The organism is Kribbella lupini, from assembly GCF_039529595.1.
In the GTDB taxonomy this organism is placed as follows: domain Bacteria; phylum Actinomycetota; class Actinomycetes; order Propionibacteriales; family Kribbellaceae; genus Kribbella; species Kribbella lupini.
This window is the reverse complement of record NZ_BAAANC010000001.1, coordinates 658885-675642: the sequence shown is the minus strand read 5'-3', so window position 1 is coordinate 675642 and position 16758 is coordinate 658885. Positions and strand designations below refer to the sequence as shown.

Genomic DNA, 16758 nt, shown 5'->3' with positions numbered 1-16758 from the left:
CGCTGCCCCCGAAGGAAGTGTCATGGAACAACGCGCTGCGGCCCGGTCCGGTCGTGGATCCGCCTGGTACCGCCGGCTCGTCCCCGTTGCCGCGGGTCTGCTGCTCCTGACCGGTGTCCTGGTGGCGGTGACGGTCGCCGACGACGACAAGCCGGCCGCGGACCAGGCCCCGGCCGACCTGACCCAACCGCCCCCCTCGCCTCCGGTCACCGCCCCCGCCGCGCCGACCGCCCGCGTCTGCGGGAGCACTGCTGCGTTGGCCGGACCGGCCACCGCACCGGCCGGCGCCGTCACCGTCAGCACCAAGCAGGATCTCAACGACCTCACCAAGGCCAGTCCACCCGGGACGACGTTCTGGTTGACGCCCGGCACCCACACCCTGGCCGCCGGCGAGTTCAGCCAGGTGATTCCCAAGGAGGGCAACACCTATCTGGGTGCGCCGGGGGCCGTCCTCGACGGCCGGCGCGTCAACCGCTACGCGTTCACCGGTTACGTCACCGGGGTGACCGTCAAGAACCTCACCATCCAGAACTTCGGTGCTCCGAGGACCAACAGCGACGAAGGAGTGGTGAACCACAACTCCGCGTCCGGCTGGGCGGTCACCGCCAACACGATTCGCCACAACGCGGGCGCCGCGGTGATGGTCGGCAGCCGCAACGTGCTGCGCGGCAACTGCCTGCAGGACAACGGCCAGTACGGCTTCAACGCCTACAACCCCAAGAAGGTGGCCGACATCGTCATCGAGAACAACGAGATCGCCGGCAACAACACCGACGACTGGGAAGCCCTCAAGCCCGGCTGCGGTTGCACCGGCGGCGGCAAGTTCTGGGAGGTGACCGGCGCGGTGGTGCGCGGCAACTGGGTGCACCACAACCGCAGTACCGGCCTGTGGGCCGACACCAACAACACCGGCTTCCGGATCGAGGGCAACTACTTCTCCGACAACAGCGCCGAAGGCATCATCTACGAGACGAGCTACAACGCGAGCATCAGGGGCAACACCTTCGTCCGCAACGGTCTGGGCAAGGGCCCGGGCAACGGCGGCTTCCCGACCTCGGCGGTGTACATCTCGGAGTCCGGCAGCGACCCGCGGGTGGCCGGGCCGTTCAACGAGACGTTCGAGGTCGCGGGCAACGTGTTCACCGACAACTGGGCCGGCGTGATCCTGTGGGAGAACGCGGACCGGTTCGCCGGCTCGCCGGCCAACACGAGCACGGGCTCCAGCACGCTGGTCAACCCGTCGACGGTCACCAACAAGACCTGCAACGCGACCACCATCGGCCGTCAGCCCTACCTCGGCGACTGCCGCTGGAAGACCCAGAACGTGAGCGTGCACGACAACACGTTCTCGCTCGATCCCGACAAGATCGGCAAGTCCTGCGCGTTCCGCACCGGCTGCGGCTACAACGGCCTGTTCTCCAACTGGGGCACGTTCCCCGCCTGGTCGCCGTACCGGCAGCGGGCGATCCAGGATGCGATCACCTTCGACCAGAAGAACCGGTTCTACGCCAACACCTACCGCGGCCCGTGGAACTTCATCGTGCACGAACAGGGCAACGGGGTGAACTGGTCGGCCTGGCAGGGCGCGCCGTACCTGCAGGACCGCGACAGCGTGATCAAGGTTCAAGGGACGCGCTGAGAACGATGAGCTGGCGACCGGAGCGCGCTGCGAGCACACAGCTGGAACTGCTGCGTTCGGTCGGGTACGCGGCGTTCGGCCAGCACGAACGCGACCTGGAGGTGCTGGACCTGGTGTACGACAGCCTCGTGGATCCGCTGGACGAGGGCACCAGCACGGTACGACGGCTGCGGTTCGCCGACCTGAACTGGGCCCTCGAGGTCGACGTCCACGGCCAGGAACACCTGACGGTGGATCTGCGGCTGCACCCACCGGGACCGGTCGTGGTCGAGGCTCGCGCCGCGGACACCGACGGTCCCGCGGCGCAACGGCTGGTCAGCTTCCTGCTCCGGTGGCCGGGCACCGCACGGCGGCCGGTCCGGACCGCGTGGATCATGCTCTGATCCAGCGGGCGGGGACCGGCCGCCGGCTCTGGGCGGGGGGCTGCCCAGGTCGTCGGCTCAGCCGTGCCGCTCAGGAAGCGAGCAACACCCTGAGCTTGTCCAGACAGCGCCCCCGGATCGGTCCGATGCTGCCGATCGGGATGTTCAGCTGCTCGGAGATCTGGGCGTACGGCGCGGGCGGATCGGCCATCAGCATGGCGAGCATCTGCTGCCAGCGGTCCGGCAAGCTCTCCAGTGCCCGGCGTACGTCGACCGCCCGCTCATCGGCGAGGAGCTCGGCGTCCGGCTCGGGTTGGTCCACCGCGACGACGTCGAAGGCATCGGGCTCGTAGGTCAGCAGCACCCGCTTGCGGAACGCCAGCACCCGCAGGCATTCGCGACGGGTGGTGACGACCAGCCAGGCGCCGACCCGGACCGGGTCCACCCGGTCGATGTGCTCCAGCAACCGCAACCACACCACCTGCGAGACGTCGGACGCGTCGCTGTCGGTGAGACGGAAGCTGTGGGTGACCGCCCAGACGAGCCGGGCGTAGTGATCGACCACCCGGCCCCAGGCGACCTGGTCGCCTTGGGCGGCCAGCGCGACCAGGTGTGCGGCCTCGGACCGGGCGGTCGACTCCTTCTCGTCGATGTCGCCCGGAACACTGAGGTATGGCATGGATTCCCCCCTTGGGAACACTGCTGTGCTCGACGCCTTCCTGGTGCTCGAAGACGTCAGTGACGACCCGCCGACGGGCGACGGGTCAGTAGGCTCCTGCGCTGCCGAGGACCGCGCGCGCGGTCTTCCACAAAATGAGCAGATCCAGGGCGATGGACCAGTTGTCGGCGTACCGCAGGTCGAGCCGCATCGACTCTTCCCAGGTCAGGTCGCTGCGCCCGCTGACCTGCCACAGACCGGTCAGGCCGGGCTTCACGAGCATCCGCCGTGCGTCGTCGATGGCGTACCTGGCCACCTCGGCCGGTAGCGGCGGCCGCGGCCCGACCAGTGACATCTCCCCCCGGAGCACGTTCACCAGCTGCGGCAGCTCGTCCAGCGAGAACCGCCGCAGGTGCCGGCCGACCCTGGTCACCCGTGGGTCGTCGCGGACCTTGAACAGCACTCCGTTGCCCTCGTCGACCGCGTGCAGCTCGGCCTTGCGTTCCTCGGCGTCGACCCCCATGGTCCGGAACTTCAGCATCGTGAACTCCGCACCCGCCCGACCGACCCTGGTCTGCCGGAACAGCACCGGGCCGCGGCTGGTCAGTCGCACCACGAGCGCGACCGCCAGGAGCAGCGGAGTTGCCATCAGCAACAGTCCCCCACCGACCACCCGGTCGAAGATGTTCTTCAGCAGGTGCGGCCCGCCGCTCACCGACGGCCGTTCCAGGTGCAGCAGCGACAGTCCGGCGACCGGGCGGATCGAGATCCGCGGACCGGCCACCTCGACGATGCCCGGCGACACGATCAGCTCGACACCGCGCTGCTCCAGTGCCCAGGACAACCGGCGGAGCGAGTGCCCGGCCAGCTCCGGATCGGCGGCCACGGCCACCACGTCGACGCCGTACAGGTCGACGGCCGCGAGGATGTCGACCTCGGCGCGGCCCAGCCGTTCCGAGTCCGGATCGGGCTCCGGTGCGGCGACGCCACGCGGCAGGCAGGTCGCGACGACGACGTACCCGTCGGCCGGTCGCTCCTCCAGGTGCCGCTTGAGCGTGGTCACCTGTTCGTCGTGCCCGACGACCAGGACACGCCGCATGCAACGACCCACGAAGCGGCGGTTCGCGATGGCGCGGTGCAGCAGCCAGCGGAGCGTCATCGCGCCCAGACAGGTCAACGGCACCGCGAGCACGACGAAACCTCGGGCCACTTGGCTCTTCGTCGCGTACGACGTGACCGCGACCAGGGCGGTCAGTGCCACCGTGGCCCGCAGCACCGACCTGAACTCTTCCGGTCCGGTACCGAAGTACCGGCTCTCGTACCCGCGTTCCAGGGCCACACAGGCCAGCCAGGCGATCGGCAGCACGGCGCCGAGCACGAAGTAGCCCAGGCTGATCTGGCCGCCGAAGCGTGTCACCAGCGCCGCCGAGACGCCCAGCAGCGCAACGGCGAGGTCGCCGCCCACCGCGATCCGGCGGTACCTCGCGACCCAGCTGGCCTCGGTGAACCGCGCCGACCGCGGCACGACCGCAGGCACCACGGCGGGAACGACCCAGACCGGGCCCCGACGATCCCCCTGCACCGGACGTCCGTCCACCGGTTCGGACAGACTTTCGGACACGACAATATCAGTCACGCACAGCCACCCCCCACAGGTGAATCGATGCCCGCGACCCGCTACACACCCCGTCACGGACTATCGATGAAGCGCCGCCCCCACAACGGCGATGCCCAGAGGCTACTACGCCGAACCGGTATCCGACAGTAGCCATTGCGGGTTTCCTTGGTCCGGAATCCGGAGCCTGTCGAGGCGTGACACGCGAAAACCCCCAGCCCTACCGGGCCGGGGGTTTCTCAAACGACTACTTTAAGTGATCAGCCGGCGATCAGGCCGTCGCCGCTGATCAGCTCGCGCATCTCGGCCAGCGTGCTGTCGCCCGGCGGCAGGATCGCGTCGGAGTCGTGCAGCTCGTCGTCCGGGACGCGGTCGCCGTTGCGGACGAACGTCAGCAGCGCGGCGAAGGCGGTCTTGAACGCGTCCTCGTCGCCGGCCGAGACGGCCTTCTCCAGGTCGCCGTCGACCGCGTTCAGCTGGTCGAGTTTCTCGTCGGCAAGCTTGTACTGACCCTCACCCATGATGCGAACGATCATCGAACGTCTCCGTCCTGCGGTCGAACCGGCTCGGCCTGCTGCACCGGCTGCTGGGCCGGCTGCGCCCCGCCGGGGGCGTCCTGGGACAGCTGCTTCGGCGCCTCCGAGCCGCCGATCTGCGCCTTCATCGCGGCCAGTTCGCTCTCCACGTCGGAGTTGGACGACATCCGCTCGAGCTCGAGCGTGATGCTGTCCTTGCTGCTGCCGGAGGCGTCGTCGAGCGCGCCGGAGGCCAGCAGCTCGTCGATCGCGCCCGCGCGGGCCTGCATCTGCTGGGTCTTGTCCTCGGCCCGCTGGACCGCCAGACCGACGTCGCTCATCTCCTCGGAGATGCCGGAGAAGGCCTCGTTGATCCGGGTCTGCGCCTCGGCCGCGGTGTAGGTGGCCTTGATGGTCTCCTTGCGCGTCCGGAACGACTCGACCTTGGCCTGCAGCCGCTGGGAGGCCAGCGTGAGCTTCTCCTCCTCGCCCTGGAGCTGGGCGTGCTGGGCCGTCAGGTCGTCGATCTGGCCCTGCAGGCCGGACTTGCGGGTCAGTGCCTCCCGGGCGAGGTCCTCACGGCCCATCGAGAGCGCCTTCTGCGCCTGCTCCTGCAGCTTGGACGACTGGGACTGCAGCTGCGAAGCCTGCAGCTCCACCCGCTTCCGGCTGGTGGCCACGTCGGCCACGCCACGGCGTACCTTCTGCAGCAGCTCGAGCTGCTTCTGATACGAGTAGTCAAGAGTTTCGCGAGGATCCTCGGCCTTGTCCAAGGCGGTGTTCGCCTTGGCCTTGAAGATCGTCGACATCCGCCTGAAGATGCTCATCGATATCCGTACCCCTTCTGTGCCGGAGAGTGGACCCGGCGTGCGTGTCATCCACCCTATGTCCCGATGGGTCACGACACCATCAGGACCGGCCCCGATAAACTGGCCCGATCCTCCGGGGACGACCCCGAGTGATCGACTGCGCAGCCCGAATGAGGTCCAGCTCCCGTGTTCCGTCGTAGCAAGTCCGAGACACCGTCCGAAGCCGCCGCGGCGGAGCCCCAGGGCAAGACCGGGGGCAAGGGCCGGCCGACCCCGACCCGGCGCGAGGCCGAGCAGGCGCGCAAGGCCTCGCTGAAGAAGCCGCGCAACCGCAAGGAGGCGGCGGCGTACCGGCGGGAGAAGATGCGCACCGAGCGGGCCAAGATGCAGGACGCGATGAAGACCGGCGACGACCGGTACCTGCCGGCCGCCGACAAGGGCCCGGTGCGCCGGTTCGCCCGCGACTACGTCGACGCCCGCTGGTCGGTGATGGAGTTCGCGCTGCCGGTGCTGCTGGTGATCTCGCTGCTCGGCGTGGTCTTCTCGGGCGTGTTCACCTGGCTGCCCGGGCTGGTGAACCTGCTGTTCCTGGTGATGATCGCGTGCATCGGCGCCGACTGGTTCTTCCTGTCCGGCGGGCTGAAGCGGGCGATCGCGAAGAAGTTCCCGAACGAGTCGACGCGCGGGATCGGGTTCTACGCCGTCCGCCGGACGATGCAGATGCGGCGCTGGCGGCTGCCCAAGCCGATGGTCGCCCGCGGCGAGAAGCCGGCCTGACTGCTTCATGCGGCCGAAACTCGAGGGACCGGCCGGGCTGACCGCCCTGTACGACGCGGCGCTGCACAACCTGCTGGACGTCAACGTCACCGCCGCCGGATTCGTCCGGGCCGGCGGTGGCTACGACGACCCGTGGACGCGCGACGCAGCGATCAACTGCTGGAACGCCGCCAGCCTGCTCGCGCCCGACGTGGCCCGGGCGACGCTGCTGAAGGTCTGCGACCTGGACCGGGGAGTGGTCGCCCAGGACAACCAGTGGTGGGACCAGATCATCTGGGTGATCGGCGCGTGGGAGCACGTGGCCGTCACCGGCGACACGGAGTTCGCCGCCACGGCGTACGAGATCGGCCGGGCGTCGCTGGCGATCCTCGACCGGGAGCGCTTCGACCCGGCGACCGGGCTGTACGCCGGGCCGGCGCTGATGCAGGACGGGATCAGTGGGCTCCCGTCGTACGAGGAAGTCGGCACGTCGTTCGTGCTGGACTACCCGGGGACGGCCGAGCTGCGGTGCCTGTCGACCAACGCGGTGTACGTCCGGGCGCTGCGCTGTCTGGCGCTGCTGGGCGGTGAGCCGCTGTTCGACCGCCGGGCCGACGTGCTGACCGACGCGATCAACCTGCACCTGTGGGACGCGTCGACCGGCCTGTACGGGTACTACCTGGGCCCGGACGGGCTCGACCGCCACCAGGAGACCGCCGGGCTCGCCCTGGCCATCGACTTCGGCATCGCCGGGCCTGCGCGCACCCGTCAGATCCTCGCGGCCGCGCACCGCGAGCCGTACGGGATGGTCAACGTCTGGCCGCACTTCGACCGGTACGACGCGGAGCGCCCCGGCCGGCACAACGCGATCTGCTGGCCCATGGTGATGGGCCTGTGGGGCGCGGCCGCCGCCTCCGCCGGTGACGTGGAGGTGTTCGGCCAGACCCTCGACGACCTGGCCCGCCTCTTCCACGGCTCCGGTGACGAGCTGTTCGAGCTCTACAACGCGGTGACCGGCGCGGTGGACGGCGGCTGGCAGGTCGGCCGCCAGTGGGAGTCCCTCCCCCACCAGACCTGGTCGGCCACGGCGTACCTCCGCCTGATCCACGAGTCCCTCTTCGGCCTCCACTTCACCCCCGACGGCATCAGCATCCGCCCGACGGTCCCGGAGGGCCTGGGAGACCTCCACCTGCTTGGCCTCCCGTACCGGGCAGCCACCCTCGATCTGACCCTCACCGGCACAGGCAGCACCGCGCAGGTGCGGCTCGACGGCCAACCGGTCACCTCCGTGCCGGCCACCCTGACCGGCCACCACACCCTGAGCATCGAAGTCAGCTGACGGGCTGTCCGTAGGCAGGGCGTCGACGGGCGGGTGTCCGCGGGTGGAAGTAGGGTCGGGGGTATGGACTTTCGGTATCTCGGAAACAGTGGACTGAAGGTCAGCGAGATCTCCTACGGGAACTGGCTGACCCACGGGTCGCAGGTGGAGAACGAGCAGGCCAAGGCCTGCGTGAAGGCGGCGCTCGAGGCCGGGATCACCACGTTCGACACCGCGGACGTGTACGCGAACACCGCGGCGGAGACCGTGCTCGGCGAGGCCCTGGAGGGACAGCGGCGGGAGTCGCTGGAGATCCTCACCAAGGTGTACTGGCCGACCGGGCCGGGCGGGCCGAACGACGTCGGCCTGTCCCGCAAGCACATCCACGAGTCGATCAACGGCTCGCTGAAGCGGCTCAAGACCGACTACGTCGACGTCTACCAGGCGCACCGGTTCGACACCGAAACGCCGCTGGAGGAGACGATGGAGGCCTTCGCCGACGTCGTCCGCCAGGGCAAGGCGCTCTACATCGGGACGTCGGAGTGGACCGCCGACCAGCTGCGCGAGGGCCACCGGCTGGCCCGTGAGCTGCGCGTGCCGCTGGTCTCCAACCAGCCGCAGTACAACATGCTCTGGCGCGTCATCGAGGCCGAGGTCGTCCCGGCCTCGGAGGAGCTCGGCATCGGCCAGGTCGTGTTCTCGCCGATCGCGCAGGGTGTGCTGACCGGCAAGTACAAGCCGGGCCAGCAGCCGCCGGAGGGTTCCCGCGCGACCGACGCCAAGGGCGGCGCGGACATGATCAGCCGCTGGCTCAAGGACGACGTGCTCGAGCGCGTCCAGGAGCTGCAGCCGATCGCCGACGAGGCCGGGCTGAGCCTGTCCCAGCTGGCCATCGCCTGGGTCCTGCAGAACCGGAACGTCTCCTCGGCGATCATCGGCGCCTCCCGCCCCGAGCAGGTCACCGAGAACGTCAAGGCGGCCGGCGTGAAGCTCGAGGACGCGCTGCTGAAGCGGATCGACGAGTCGCTCGGCAACGCGATCGAGACCGACCCGGCCAAGACGGCGCAGAACGCGCCGCAGACCCGGCCGGGCTCGTGAGCTGGACCTGGCGGTTCGAGACCGCCGCCGGTGAGCCGGCCGACCCGGGTGACCTGGGTACGGCGGACTTCTCCGCCCAGGGCGACGCGGAGAGCTGGCTCGGCGAGATCTGGCGCGAGCTGGCCGACCAGGGCGTCGCCCAGGTCTACCTGCTCGAGGACGGCCGCGAGGTCTACGGCCCGATGAGCCTGGCCGCACAGGAGTAGGCAGCACTTCCAGGAGCCCGTACGGCGAGCAGGTGGTCCACCGCGCTCGCCGTACGGGCTCTCGCACGTCCGGGACCGGTCGGCCACGGGCTCTCGCACGTGTGGGGTGCCGCACGTTCGGCGTACGGCGGCCCCGCGGCTCGGCGCGCCCGGCGGTAAGCTGCGGCCGAACCACTGCTGTGCCGCAGGGAAGCCGGTCCGAAGCCGGCGCTGACCCGCAACCGTAGGCCGCACCCGGGACACCGGGCGGCGGTGAGCCGGAACACTGCGTCCAGGCAGCAGGCTCACCGACCCGCCGAGGACCGCGGGAGGAGCCGGCCCCGTGTTCCCGGCGGTGCGCTCTCCTCCTGTCAGGCCCCGGCCCGAGCGAGGACACGAGATGACTGCACACCGGACCCTGCGACTGGTCCTCAGCCTGCTGGCGGGTCTCCTGCTGGCGGGGACCGTCACCATCAGTACTGCCCAAGCCACCAGCACCAGCGTCAGCACCACCAGTGAGGACGGCTACCGGTTCTGGGGCTACTACCAGTGGGCCAACGGCCAATGGGCGTTCGCGCAGAAGGGTTCGGACCAGGTGGTCCCGGCCGATGGTGCGGTCGAGGGCTGGCGGTACGCGCTCGGTGGCACCAAGCCGCGGGTCCCGCGCGCGGCCGGTGACTTCGAGGCGATCTGCGGCGCCACTCCGGCCGAGACCGGCAAGAAGCGCGTCGCCCTCGTCGTCGACCCCGGTACGCCGGCCGACTCCGAGTCCGGCGTGGCCCCGCCGCCCGCCACCGGCACCTGCGTCGTCACCGACGCGAAGGCGACCGGCGCCAAGGTGCTGGCCGCGACCGGTCCGGTACGGATCGAGAAGGGCCTGACCTGCGGCATCGACGGGTACCCGGCCACCGGCTGTGGCAGCCCCGTGAAGAACATCAAGGTCCCGGCCACCGACGCGCCGGTCAGCCTGGAGATCGGTCCGGCCGTCGGCTCGGCCGCCTCCCCGACCCCGGCGTCGAACCCGACCAACGCCGCCCAGCCCCCGACCACCGCCGAGGACGACGGCGGCGCTCCAGTGACCGGCATCGTCGTCGCCGCGGTCGTCGTACTGCTGCTGGCCGGCGGTGGCTTCGTGCTGGCTCGCCGACGCGCGCAGAGCTGATCAGGTGCGCGCGGTCCACCACCTGACTCTCCCCCGGGCTCTGCACCCGGGGGCTTGGTGGTTGTGGGCACTCGGCCTCGCCGTCGCCGCCAGCAGGACCCGCAACCCTGTGCTGCTGGTCCTGATCCTGGCGGTCGCCGGCTTCGTCGTGGCCGCGCGCCGCAGCGACGCCCCCTGGGCCAACAGCTACCTGGCCTTCCTCAAGCTCGGCCTGGTCGTGATCGGCGTCCGCGTCGTACTGCAAGCACTCCTGTCGACCCGCTCGCAGGGCAACACCCTGCTCTTCACCCTGCCGCAGATCCCCCTGCCGGACTGGGCCAGCGGCGTGAAGCTCGGCGGTGAGGTGACGGCCGAGGCGCTGGTCACCGCCCTGTACGACGGCGGCCAGCTGGCCGTGATGCTGTGCTGCATCGGCGCCGCCAACGCCCTGGCCAGCCCGCGCCGCCTGCTCAAGTCGTTGCCTGGGGCCCTCTACGAGATGGGCGTCGCCTGCGTGGTCGCACTGACCTTCGCGCCGCAGCTGGTCACCGACGCCCGCCGGATCCGCGGCGCCCGCCGCCTGCGCGGCCGAGCCCGCGGCTCGTTCCGTACGACGGCCATGCCGGTCCTGGAAGGCGCACTGGACCGCTCGGTCGAACTGGCCGCGGCCATGGACTCCCGCGGCTACGGCCGTACGGCGCACGTGCCGCGCCGCCAACGCCAGATCACCGGTGCGTCGGTCCTGCTCGGGCTGCTGGGCATCATGCTCGGCGTCTACTCCCTGCTCACCGATGCGATGGCCGCACCGGCCGCGGGCGGGGCGCTGGCGTTCGGCGTACTGCTGGCGACCGGCGCGATGGCTGTCGGGCGGCAGCGAGTGACGCGCACCCGCTACCGGCCGGACCCGTGGGCCCTGCCGGAGTGGCTCGTCATCGGGTCCGGTGCGCTCGCTGCCGCGGCGCTGGTCATCGCAGCGGCCCGTGGCGTCGAAGGACTGATCCTGCCCGGCCCGCTGGTCGTGCCGCCGGTCCCGCTGCTCCCTGTCATCGGCATCCTGATCGGCCTGGCCCCTGCTGTTGCTGCTCCTCCCCTGACCCGACGACGTGAGCTGGTGGCGGCATGATCGAGTTCGACCGGGTCACCGTCACGTACGACGGTGCTACCGAGCCGGCGCTTCGGGATGTCAGCTTCACCGTCCCCGAGGGCGAGCTGGCGCTGGTGATCGGCCGGACCGGTTCCGGCAAGTCCACGCTGCTCCGGGCGATCAACGGGCTGGTCCCGCACTTCACCGGCGGCACGCTGTCGGGCCGCGTCCTGGTCAACGGCCGCGACACCAAGGACTACCGGCCGCGCGACCTGGCGGACGTGGTCGGCATCGTCGGGCAGGACCCGATGGCCGGGTTCGTCACCGACACGGTCGAGGACGAGCTGGCGTACAGCATGGAGTCGCTCGGCGTCGCCCCGGACGTGATGCGGCGCCGGGTCGAGGAGACGCTCGACCTGCTCGGGCTGGCCGACGTACGGGATCGCCCGCTGACCGCACTGTCGGGCGGGCAGCGGCAGCGGACGGCGATCGGCGCTGCGCTGACGTCGCACCCGGCTGTGCTCGTACTGGACGAGCCGACGTCGGCGCTGGACCCGCAGGCGGCCGAGGAGGTGCTGGCCGCGCTGCAGCGGCTGGTGCACGACCTGGGCGTGACGGTGGTGATGGCCGAGCACAGGCTCGAGCGAGTGATCCAGTACGCCGACCGGGTGGTCGAGATCTCGGCTGCGGCGCTCGGTGGGGTGCCGGGCGCTGGGTCGAGCGGTCTCCCGGTCGTCGCGGGGGCGGGTGCTGGGTCCAACGGTCTGGCGGGTGCTGTGACGACCGGCCTTCCGGCGGACGTGATGGTGACTGCGCCCGTCGCACCACCGGTGGTGGAGCTGGGCCGGCTGGCCGGGTGGTCGCCGCTGCCGCTGTCGGTGCGGGACGCTCGCCGGGCGGCCGGCGTACTGCGGGAGCGGCTGGGCGATCACCGGCCGGCCCCGCGGGTCCTGGCGATCGGCAAGGAGCTTGCCCAGTGCAACGACCTGGTGGTCAGTTACGGGAGCGTGCCGGCGCTGCGTGGCGTCTCGCTGACGTTGCGGGCCGGTGAGGTGGTCGCACTGATGGGCCGCAACGGCGCCGGCAAGTCCACGCTGCTCAACGCCCTGGTGGGGCTGGTCCAGCCGCGCTCGGGCAGTGTGGTGGCCGCCGGGATCGACCCACGGCGTACGAAGCCCAAGCAGCTGGTCAAGGCCGTCGGGCTGGTGCCGCAGGAGCCGGCTGACCTGCTCTACGCGCCGACTGTGGCCGAGGAGTGCGCCGGAGCCGACAGCGACTTCCGGGTGGCAGCTGGCAGCTGTCGCGCGTTGCTGGAGCGGCTGGCGCCGGACATCGACGACCAGATGCACCCGCGGGACCTGTCCGAGGGACAGCGGCTCTGCCTGGCGCTGGCCGTCGTACTGTGTGGCGCTCCTCCCCTGCTGCTGCTCGACGAGCCGACGCGCGGGCTGGACTACGGCGCGAAGCGGCGGCTGGTCGAGATCCTGCGCGAGCTGGCGGCGGCCGGGCATGCGGTCGTGCTGTCCACCCACGACGTAGAGATGGTCGCCGAGGTCGCCACTCGGGTCCTGGTGCTGGCCGACGGCGAGCTGGTCAGCGACGGCGACACCGCCACGGTCATCGCCGGCTCCCCGGCGTTCGCGCCGCAGGTGGCCAAGATCCTGGCGCCGCTGCCGTTCCTGACCGTCGGCGAGGTCGCGACGGCGTTGGAGCGGGCTTCGTGACCTCCAGCCCGAGACTTGTCCGGCTGAAGCCACGCAGTACCGCGACGTTGCTGCTGGCGTCGGCGGTCGGCGTACTGGCCTTCGGCTGGCCCCTGATCTGGCAGACCGACCAGGCGGGCGCCTCGGCGCTCGGTCACACCACTGACGCGCCCTGGCTGTTCGTCCTGCTGCTGCCGCTGCTGGTGGCCGTCGTACTGGCTGAGCTCGCCGAGTCGGGCATCGACGCCAAGGTCATCTCCCTGCTGGGCATGCTCGCCGCGGTCGGCGCCGCACTGCGCGCACTGGGCCCGGGCACGGCCGGGCTGGAGCCAGGGTTCTTTCTGCTCATCCTGGCGGGGCGAGCCTTCGGTGCGGGCTTCGGCTTCGTGCTGGGCGCTGTGTCGCTCCTGGCCGGCGCGCTGATCAGCGGCGGCGTCGGCCCGTGGATGCCGTTCCAGATGCTCGCCTGCGCCTGGGTCGGCTGCCTGGCCGGCCTGCTGCCGCGAGTCGGTGGCCGGCTCGAGCTGCTCCTGCTGGCGGCGTACTCGCTGGTGGCCGGCGTCCTGTACGGCGTCGTGATGAACCTCTGGTTCTGGCCGTACGCGACCTTCGGCAGCGACTTCTCGTTCATCCCCGGCGACGGCCTGGCCGAGAACCTGCACCGCTACTGGCTGTTCGTCGTCGCCACGTCGCTCGGCTGGGACATCCCGCGCGGCATCCTGTGCGCCGCCCTGGTGCTCGGGCTCGGGCGCCCGGTCCTGAAGGCCTTCCGCCGGACGGCGCGGAAGGCCGCGTTCGACGTACCGGTCAGCTTCGAGCGTTAGCGCCGGCCCGCAGGCGGATGGCGGAGACCAGGAAGAAGATGCCGCCGAGCAGCGCGTAGCCGCCGAGGCTGGTCAGCTTCGGGTCCTTCGCGGAGGCCGACAGGACGAACGACGTACCGGCGAGCACCGAGATGCCGCCGCTGAGGATCATCGGCCACTGGCCGCCGAGTGCGCGGCGGCGGACGGCGACGACGAGCTGGACGAGGCCGGCGACGATCGCCCACGCACCCCACACGCGCAGCACGGCCGGGATGCCGGAGGTGGCGGCGATCGCCAGGCCGATGCCCGCCAGGGCGCTGATGACGATGTTCGCGACCAGGGTCGGGGTCTTGGAGTTGCGGAAGTCGACGACGGCCGCGGCGACGTCGAACAGCGGGTAGACGATCAGCAGCGTCACGCTCAGCGGGCCGAGCCTGTCGGCGCTGACCAGCAGGAGGACCGCCCAGACGAGGGCGAAGCCGAAGCGGACGAAGTACAGGCGGCGCAGTGCCGCGGGGACGCTGGTGGGCGTGGTGGAGGTGGTTGTGGTCACGAGGGGTTCGTCCGTTCTCGGAGGTGTCGTCGATCAGTGGGTCAACAGGTAGACTGACTAGTAACTCTACTAGCGATCATGCACCGTCCGGGCCGGTCGGCGCAAGCGGAACGGGGGCCACGTACGATGCCGACCATGACCGAGCCGGTGCGAGAACGACTGCTCGCGGCCGCCGACGAACTCTTCTACGCGTACGGCCTGCGCGCGGTGAGCGCGGACAAGATCATCGACCGGGTGGGCACCACGAAGGTGACCTTCTACCGGCACTTCCGGACCAAGGACGACCTCGTCGTGGCCTACCTGGAACGCCGCGCCGCCGCGGAACGCGCGGGCGTCGAGGCCGTGATCGCCGCGGCCGGCGGTAACGCCGAGGCAGCGCTGCGGATGATGTCCGAGGGACTCGGTCAGATGGCGTGCGCGCCTGGCTTCCGTGGCTGCCCGTTCATCAACGCCGCCGCGGAGTACCCGGACGCCGAGAGCCCGGTACGCCGGATCGTCGACTCCCATCGCGCCTGGTGGAAGAAGTCGTTCGAGGACCTGGTCGCCCCGCTCGGCCTGCCCGCGCACACCGGCGACGACCTGATGGTGCTGCGCGACGGCGCGATGGTCGCCGGATACCTGGGCGAGGCGGACGTTGCCGCCGGCTCGTTCTTGCGCGCGGGTCTGGCGCTGCTCAATGGCTGAACTGGTCACCACGGCCGCCGGCGCGACGGTCGACGGCGTACTCGAGCTGACTGCCGATGGCTTTACCGCCGTCGAGGGGTACCAGGTGTCCGTCGCGCGGACAGCCGCCGGCCTTCGGTACGACGTACTGACTCCGGCCGGCGACCAGGTGTCCTGGACCAGCCGAGATGCAGAGGCGGGTGCAGCAGATGCGACCGGGGTTCGGGATATCTCTCGGAGAACCCTGATCCTCGGTGGCGCCCGCTCCGGCAAGTCCACCGAGGCCGAGCGCCTGCTGGCCGACACCCCTGACACCCTGTACGTCGCCACCGGCGGCGACGGCTCGACGGACCCCGAGTGGGCCGACCGCATCGCCAAGCACCGCGCCCGCCGCCCAGCGTCGTGGGGCCTGGCCGAGACCATCGAGCTCGTCCCCCTGCTCGAGTCCGACGGCCCACCGCTCCTGATCGACTGCCTGACCCTCTGGCTCGCGCGCACCATGGACTCGTGCGACATCTGGGACCACCAGGAGAACCTCGGCCAGGTCGAGCAGCGAATCGACGCGCTGGCCGCCGCCTGGTCGACCACCCCGCGCCTGGTAGTTGCTGTAAGCAACGAGGTCGGCTCCGGCGTCGTCCCGGCCGACGCCGGCACCCGCCTGTTCCGCGACCTGATGGGCCGCCTGAACGCCACGATCTCCCGAGAGTCCGACACCGTCCTGTGGTGCGTAGCCGGCCGAACGGTCGCGCTGTGAGCGTGCACGGCCGGGAGGACAACCGCCCGGTGAAAGGCGCAGCGTGAGACTCGACGGCCTGCGGTTGGCGTTCGGGACCTTGACGGTGCTGCCTACTCCCGCTCCCCGGCAAGTCAACCGGGTGACGGCCGGCGGCGCCATGCTGCTGGCACCGGTGGCCGGGGTGGTGATCGGCGGCCTTTCAGCTGCGGTCGTTGCCGCCGTACAGGCCGTTCAGCCGGACGCAGACCTACTGGCTGCAGTGCTCGGCGTCGTCACCTTGTGCGTGCTCTCGGGCGCCCTCCACCTCGACGGCCTGGCCGACACCGCCGACGCCTTCGGCAGCCGCCGCGACCGCGAGACCAAGCTCCGCATCATGAAGCAGAGCGACATCGGCCCGTTCGGCGTCGTCGCGATCGCCGCCGTACTGCTCGTCGACGTAGCGGCCCTCACCACCTGCATCCAAGCCGGCTTCGGCTGGCAAGCGATCTTCGTCGCCACAGTCGCCAGCCGCCTCACTCTCCCCTGGTCCTGCCGTACCGGCGTCCCATCCGCCCGCCCCGACGGGCTGGGCGCCATGGTCGCCGCCACCGTCCGCCCGTACGCCGCCGCCCTCGTCACTCTGGCTGCTCTCACGCTACTCCTGGCCCTCGCCTGGCTCACAGCCCTCCTGTCAGCCCCCATCCCCGAGAGCGCCTTCATAGGCATCGATCACGCAGCATCCGCCATCCCCATCTCCCTGACGGACAACCCTGCCGCCCCCTCTGTCGCCCTCTGGCCCGCCTTGATCGGCACCGCCCTGGCCATCCTCCTCACCACTGCCCTGGCCCTGGTCGCCACCCGCCGAGCCCGCACCGCCCTCGGCGGCATCACCGGCGACACCCTGGGCGCCACCGTCGAACTAGCACTCCCGGTGGCCCTCCTGACCCTCGCCCTGGCCGTCTGACCAGCTCACCGCCCCTCTCACCGCCGCACGGCCGTCTCACCGCCGCACCGCCCCCTCCCACCACCGCACCGCCCCTCCCGCCGCCGCACCGCCCGCTCACCACGTCCGCCCCTCACCACCCCACCGCCCGCTCACCACGTCCGCCCCTCACCACCCCACCGCCCACTCACCGCCGCA

The 16758-nt window shown here is 70.9% G+C and carries 18 protein-coding genes; 13 read left to right on the top strand and 5 right to left on the bottom strand.

Annotation, left to right across the window (positions count from 1 at the left end):
• Positions 1-22: 22 nt before the first annotated feature.
• Complete coding sequence (locus ABD235_RS03100) at positions 23-1639, top strand: right-handed parallel beta-helix repeat-containing protein (RefSeq protein WP_344168988.1); 1617 nt, start codon at positions 23-25, stop codon at positions 1637-1639.
• A 5-nt stretch (positions 1640-1644) separates the two neighbouring features.
• A complete protein-coding gene (locus tag ABD235_RS03095; protein WP_344168985.1) occupies positions 1645-2022 on the top strand; it encodes a hypothetical protein in 378 nt (125 codons plus the stop codon).
• A gap of 70 nt (positions 2023-2092) precedes the next feature.
• Here ABD235_RS03095 and ABD235_RS03090 read toward each other — a convergent pair whose 3' ends face one another.
• The 4 genes from ABD235_RS03090 to ABD235_RS03075 all read right to left on the bottom strand — a co-directional run bounded on the left by ABD235_RS03090 (position 2093) and on the right by ABD235_RS03075 (position 5616).
• Complete coding sequence (locus ABD235_RS03090) at positions 2093-2680, bottom strand: RNA polymerase sigma factor (RefSeq protein ID WP_344168982.1); 588 nt, start codon at positions 2678-2680, stop codon at positions 2093-2095.
• Positions 2681-2765: 85 nt separating this feature from the next.
• A complete protein-coding gene (locus tag ABD235_RS03085; protein ID WP_344168979.1) occupies positions 2766-4241 on the bottom strand; it encodes a sugar transferase in 1476 nt (491 codons plus the stop codon).
• Between the two features lie 293 nt (positions 4242-4534).
• Positions 4535-4810, bottom strand: coding sequence for a PspA-associated protein PspAA (pspAA, locus tag ABD235_RS03080; protein ID WP_344168976.1), 276 nt, complete (start codon positions 4808-4810; stop codon positions 4535-4537).
• Positions 4807-5616 carry a PspA/IM30 family protein gene (locus ABD235_RS03075; protein ID WP_344168973.1) on the bottom strand — a complete coding sequence of 270 codons (810 nt, stop codon included), beginning with the start codon at positions 5614-5616 and terminating at the stop codon, positions 4807-4809. The genes pspAA and ABD235_RS03075 overlap by 4 nt, the downstream gene beginning before the upstream one ends.
• Positions 5617-5784: 168 nt before the next feature.
• Between ABD235_RS03075 and ABD235_RS03070 the strand changes: the two genes are divergently transcribed.
• From ABD235_RS03070 to ABD235_RS03035, 8 genes are all read left to right on the top strand, one after another.
• Positions 5785-6375: a DUF3043 domain-containing protein gene (locus ABD235_RS03070; protein WP_344168970.1), complete on the top strand. Its 591-nt coding sequence runs from the start codon at positions 5785-5787 to the stop codon at positions 6373-6375.
• A gap of 7 nt (positions 6376-6382) precedes the next feature.
• Positions 6383-7693, top strand: a complete 1311-nt coding sequence (locus tag ABD235_RS03065; RefSeq protein ID WP_344168967.1) for an MGH1-like glycoside hydrolase domain-containing protein — start codon at positions 6383-6385, stop codon at positions 7691-7693.
• 63 nt (positions 7694-7756) lie between these two features.
• The gene (locus tag ABD235_RS03060) at positions 7757-8770 is read left to right on the top strand and encodes an aldo/keto reductase family protein (protein ID WP_344168964.1); all 1014 of its coding nucleotides are present in this window, start codon (positions 7757-7759) and stop codon (positions 8768-8770) included.
• Positions 8767-8976 (top strand): hypothetical protein, encoded by a 210-nt coding sequence (locus tag ABD235_RS03055; RefSeq protein ID WP_344168962.1) that lies wholly within the window; start codon positions 8767-8769, stop codon positions 8974-8976. The genes ABD235_RS03060 and ABD235_RS03055 overlap by 4 nt, the downstream gene beginning before the upstream one ends.
• 379 nt (positions 8977-9355) lie before the next feature.
• Positions 9356-10117 carry an SCO2322 family protein gene (locus ABD235_RS03050; protein ID WP_344168959.1) on the top strand — a complete coding sequence of 254 codons (762 nt, stop codon included), beginning with the start codon at positions 9356-9358 and terminating at the stop codon, positions 10115-10117.
• Positions 10118-10121: 4 nt separating this feature from the next.
• The gene (locus ABD235_RS03045; RefSeq protein ID WP_344168955.1) at positions 10122-11219 is read left to right on the top strand and encodes an energy-coupling factor transporter transmembrane component T; all 1098 of its coding nucleotides are present in this window, start codon (positions 10122-10124) and stop codon (positions 11217-11219) included.
• On the top strand, positions 11216-12904 hold the full coding sequence (locus ABD235_RS03040; RefSeq protein ID WP_344168952.1) for an ABC transporter ATP-binding protein: 1689 nt from the start codon (positions 11216-11218) through the stop codon (positions 12902-12904). The genes ABD235_RS03045 and ABD235_RS03040 overlap by 4 nt, the downstream gene beginning before the upstream one ends.
• Entirely contained in the window at positions 12901-13707 is an 807-nt protein-coding gene (locus tag ABD235_RS03035; RefSeq protein ID WP_344168949.1) for an ECF transporter S component, read from the top strand. Before ABD235_RS03040 ends, ABD235_RS03035 begins: the two co-directional genes overlap by 4 nt.
• Here ABD235_RS03035 and ABD235_RS03030 read toward each other — a convergent pair.
• Positions 13691-14239, bottom strand: a complete 549-nt coding sequence (locus tag ABD235_RS03030; RefSeq protein ID WP_344168946.1) for a hypothetical protein — start codon at positions 14237-14239, stop codon at positions 13691-13693. The two genes, ABD235_RS03035 and ABD235_RS03030, sit on opposite strands and share 17 nt — an antisense overlap.
• Positions 14240-14374: 135 nt before the next feature.
• Here ABD235_RS03030 and ABD235_RS03025 point away from each other — a divergent pair, with 135 nt between their 5' ends.
• The 3 genes from ABD235_RS03025 to ABD235_RS03015 are packed head-to-tail and all read left to right on the top strand — an operon-like array spanning position 14375 to position 16581.
• A complete protein-coding gene (locus ABD235_RS03025) occupies positions 14375-14923 on the top strand; it encodes a TetR/AcrR family transcriptional regulator (protein ID WP_344168943.1) in 549 nt (182 codons plus the stop codon).
• A complete protein-coding gene (locus tag ABD235_RS03020; RefSeq protein ID WP_344168940.1) occupies positions 14916-15656 on the top strand; it encodes a bifunctional adenosylcobinamide kinase/adenosylcobinamide-phosphate guanylyltransferase in 741 nt (246 codons plus the stop codon). Before ABD235_RS03025 ends, ABD235_RS03020 begins: the two co-directional genes overlap by 8 nt.
• Before the next feature lie 43 nt (positions 15657-15699).
• On the top strand, positions 15700-16581 hold the full coding sequence (locus tag ABD235_RS03015) for an adenosylcobinamide-GDP ribazoletransferase (RefSeq protein ID WP_344168937.1): 882 nt from the start codon (positions 15700-15702) through the stop codon (positions 16579-16581).
• Positions 16582-16758: the final 177 nt, after the last annotated feature.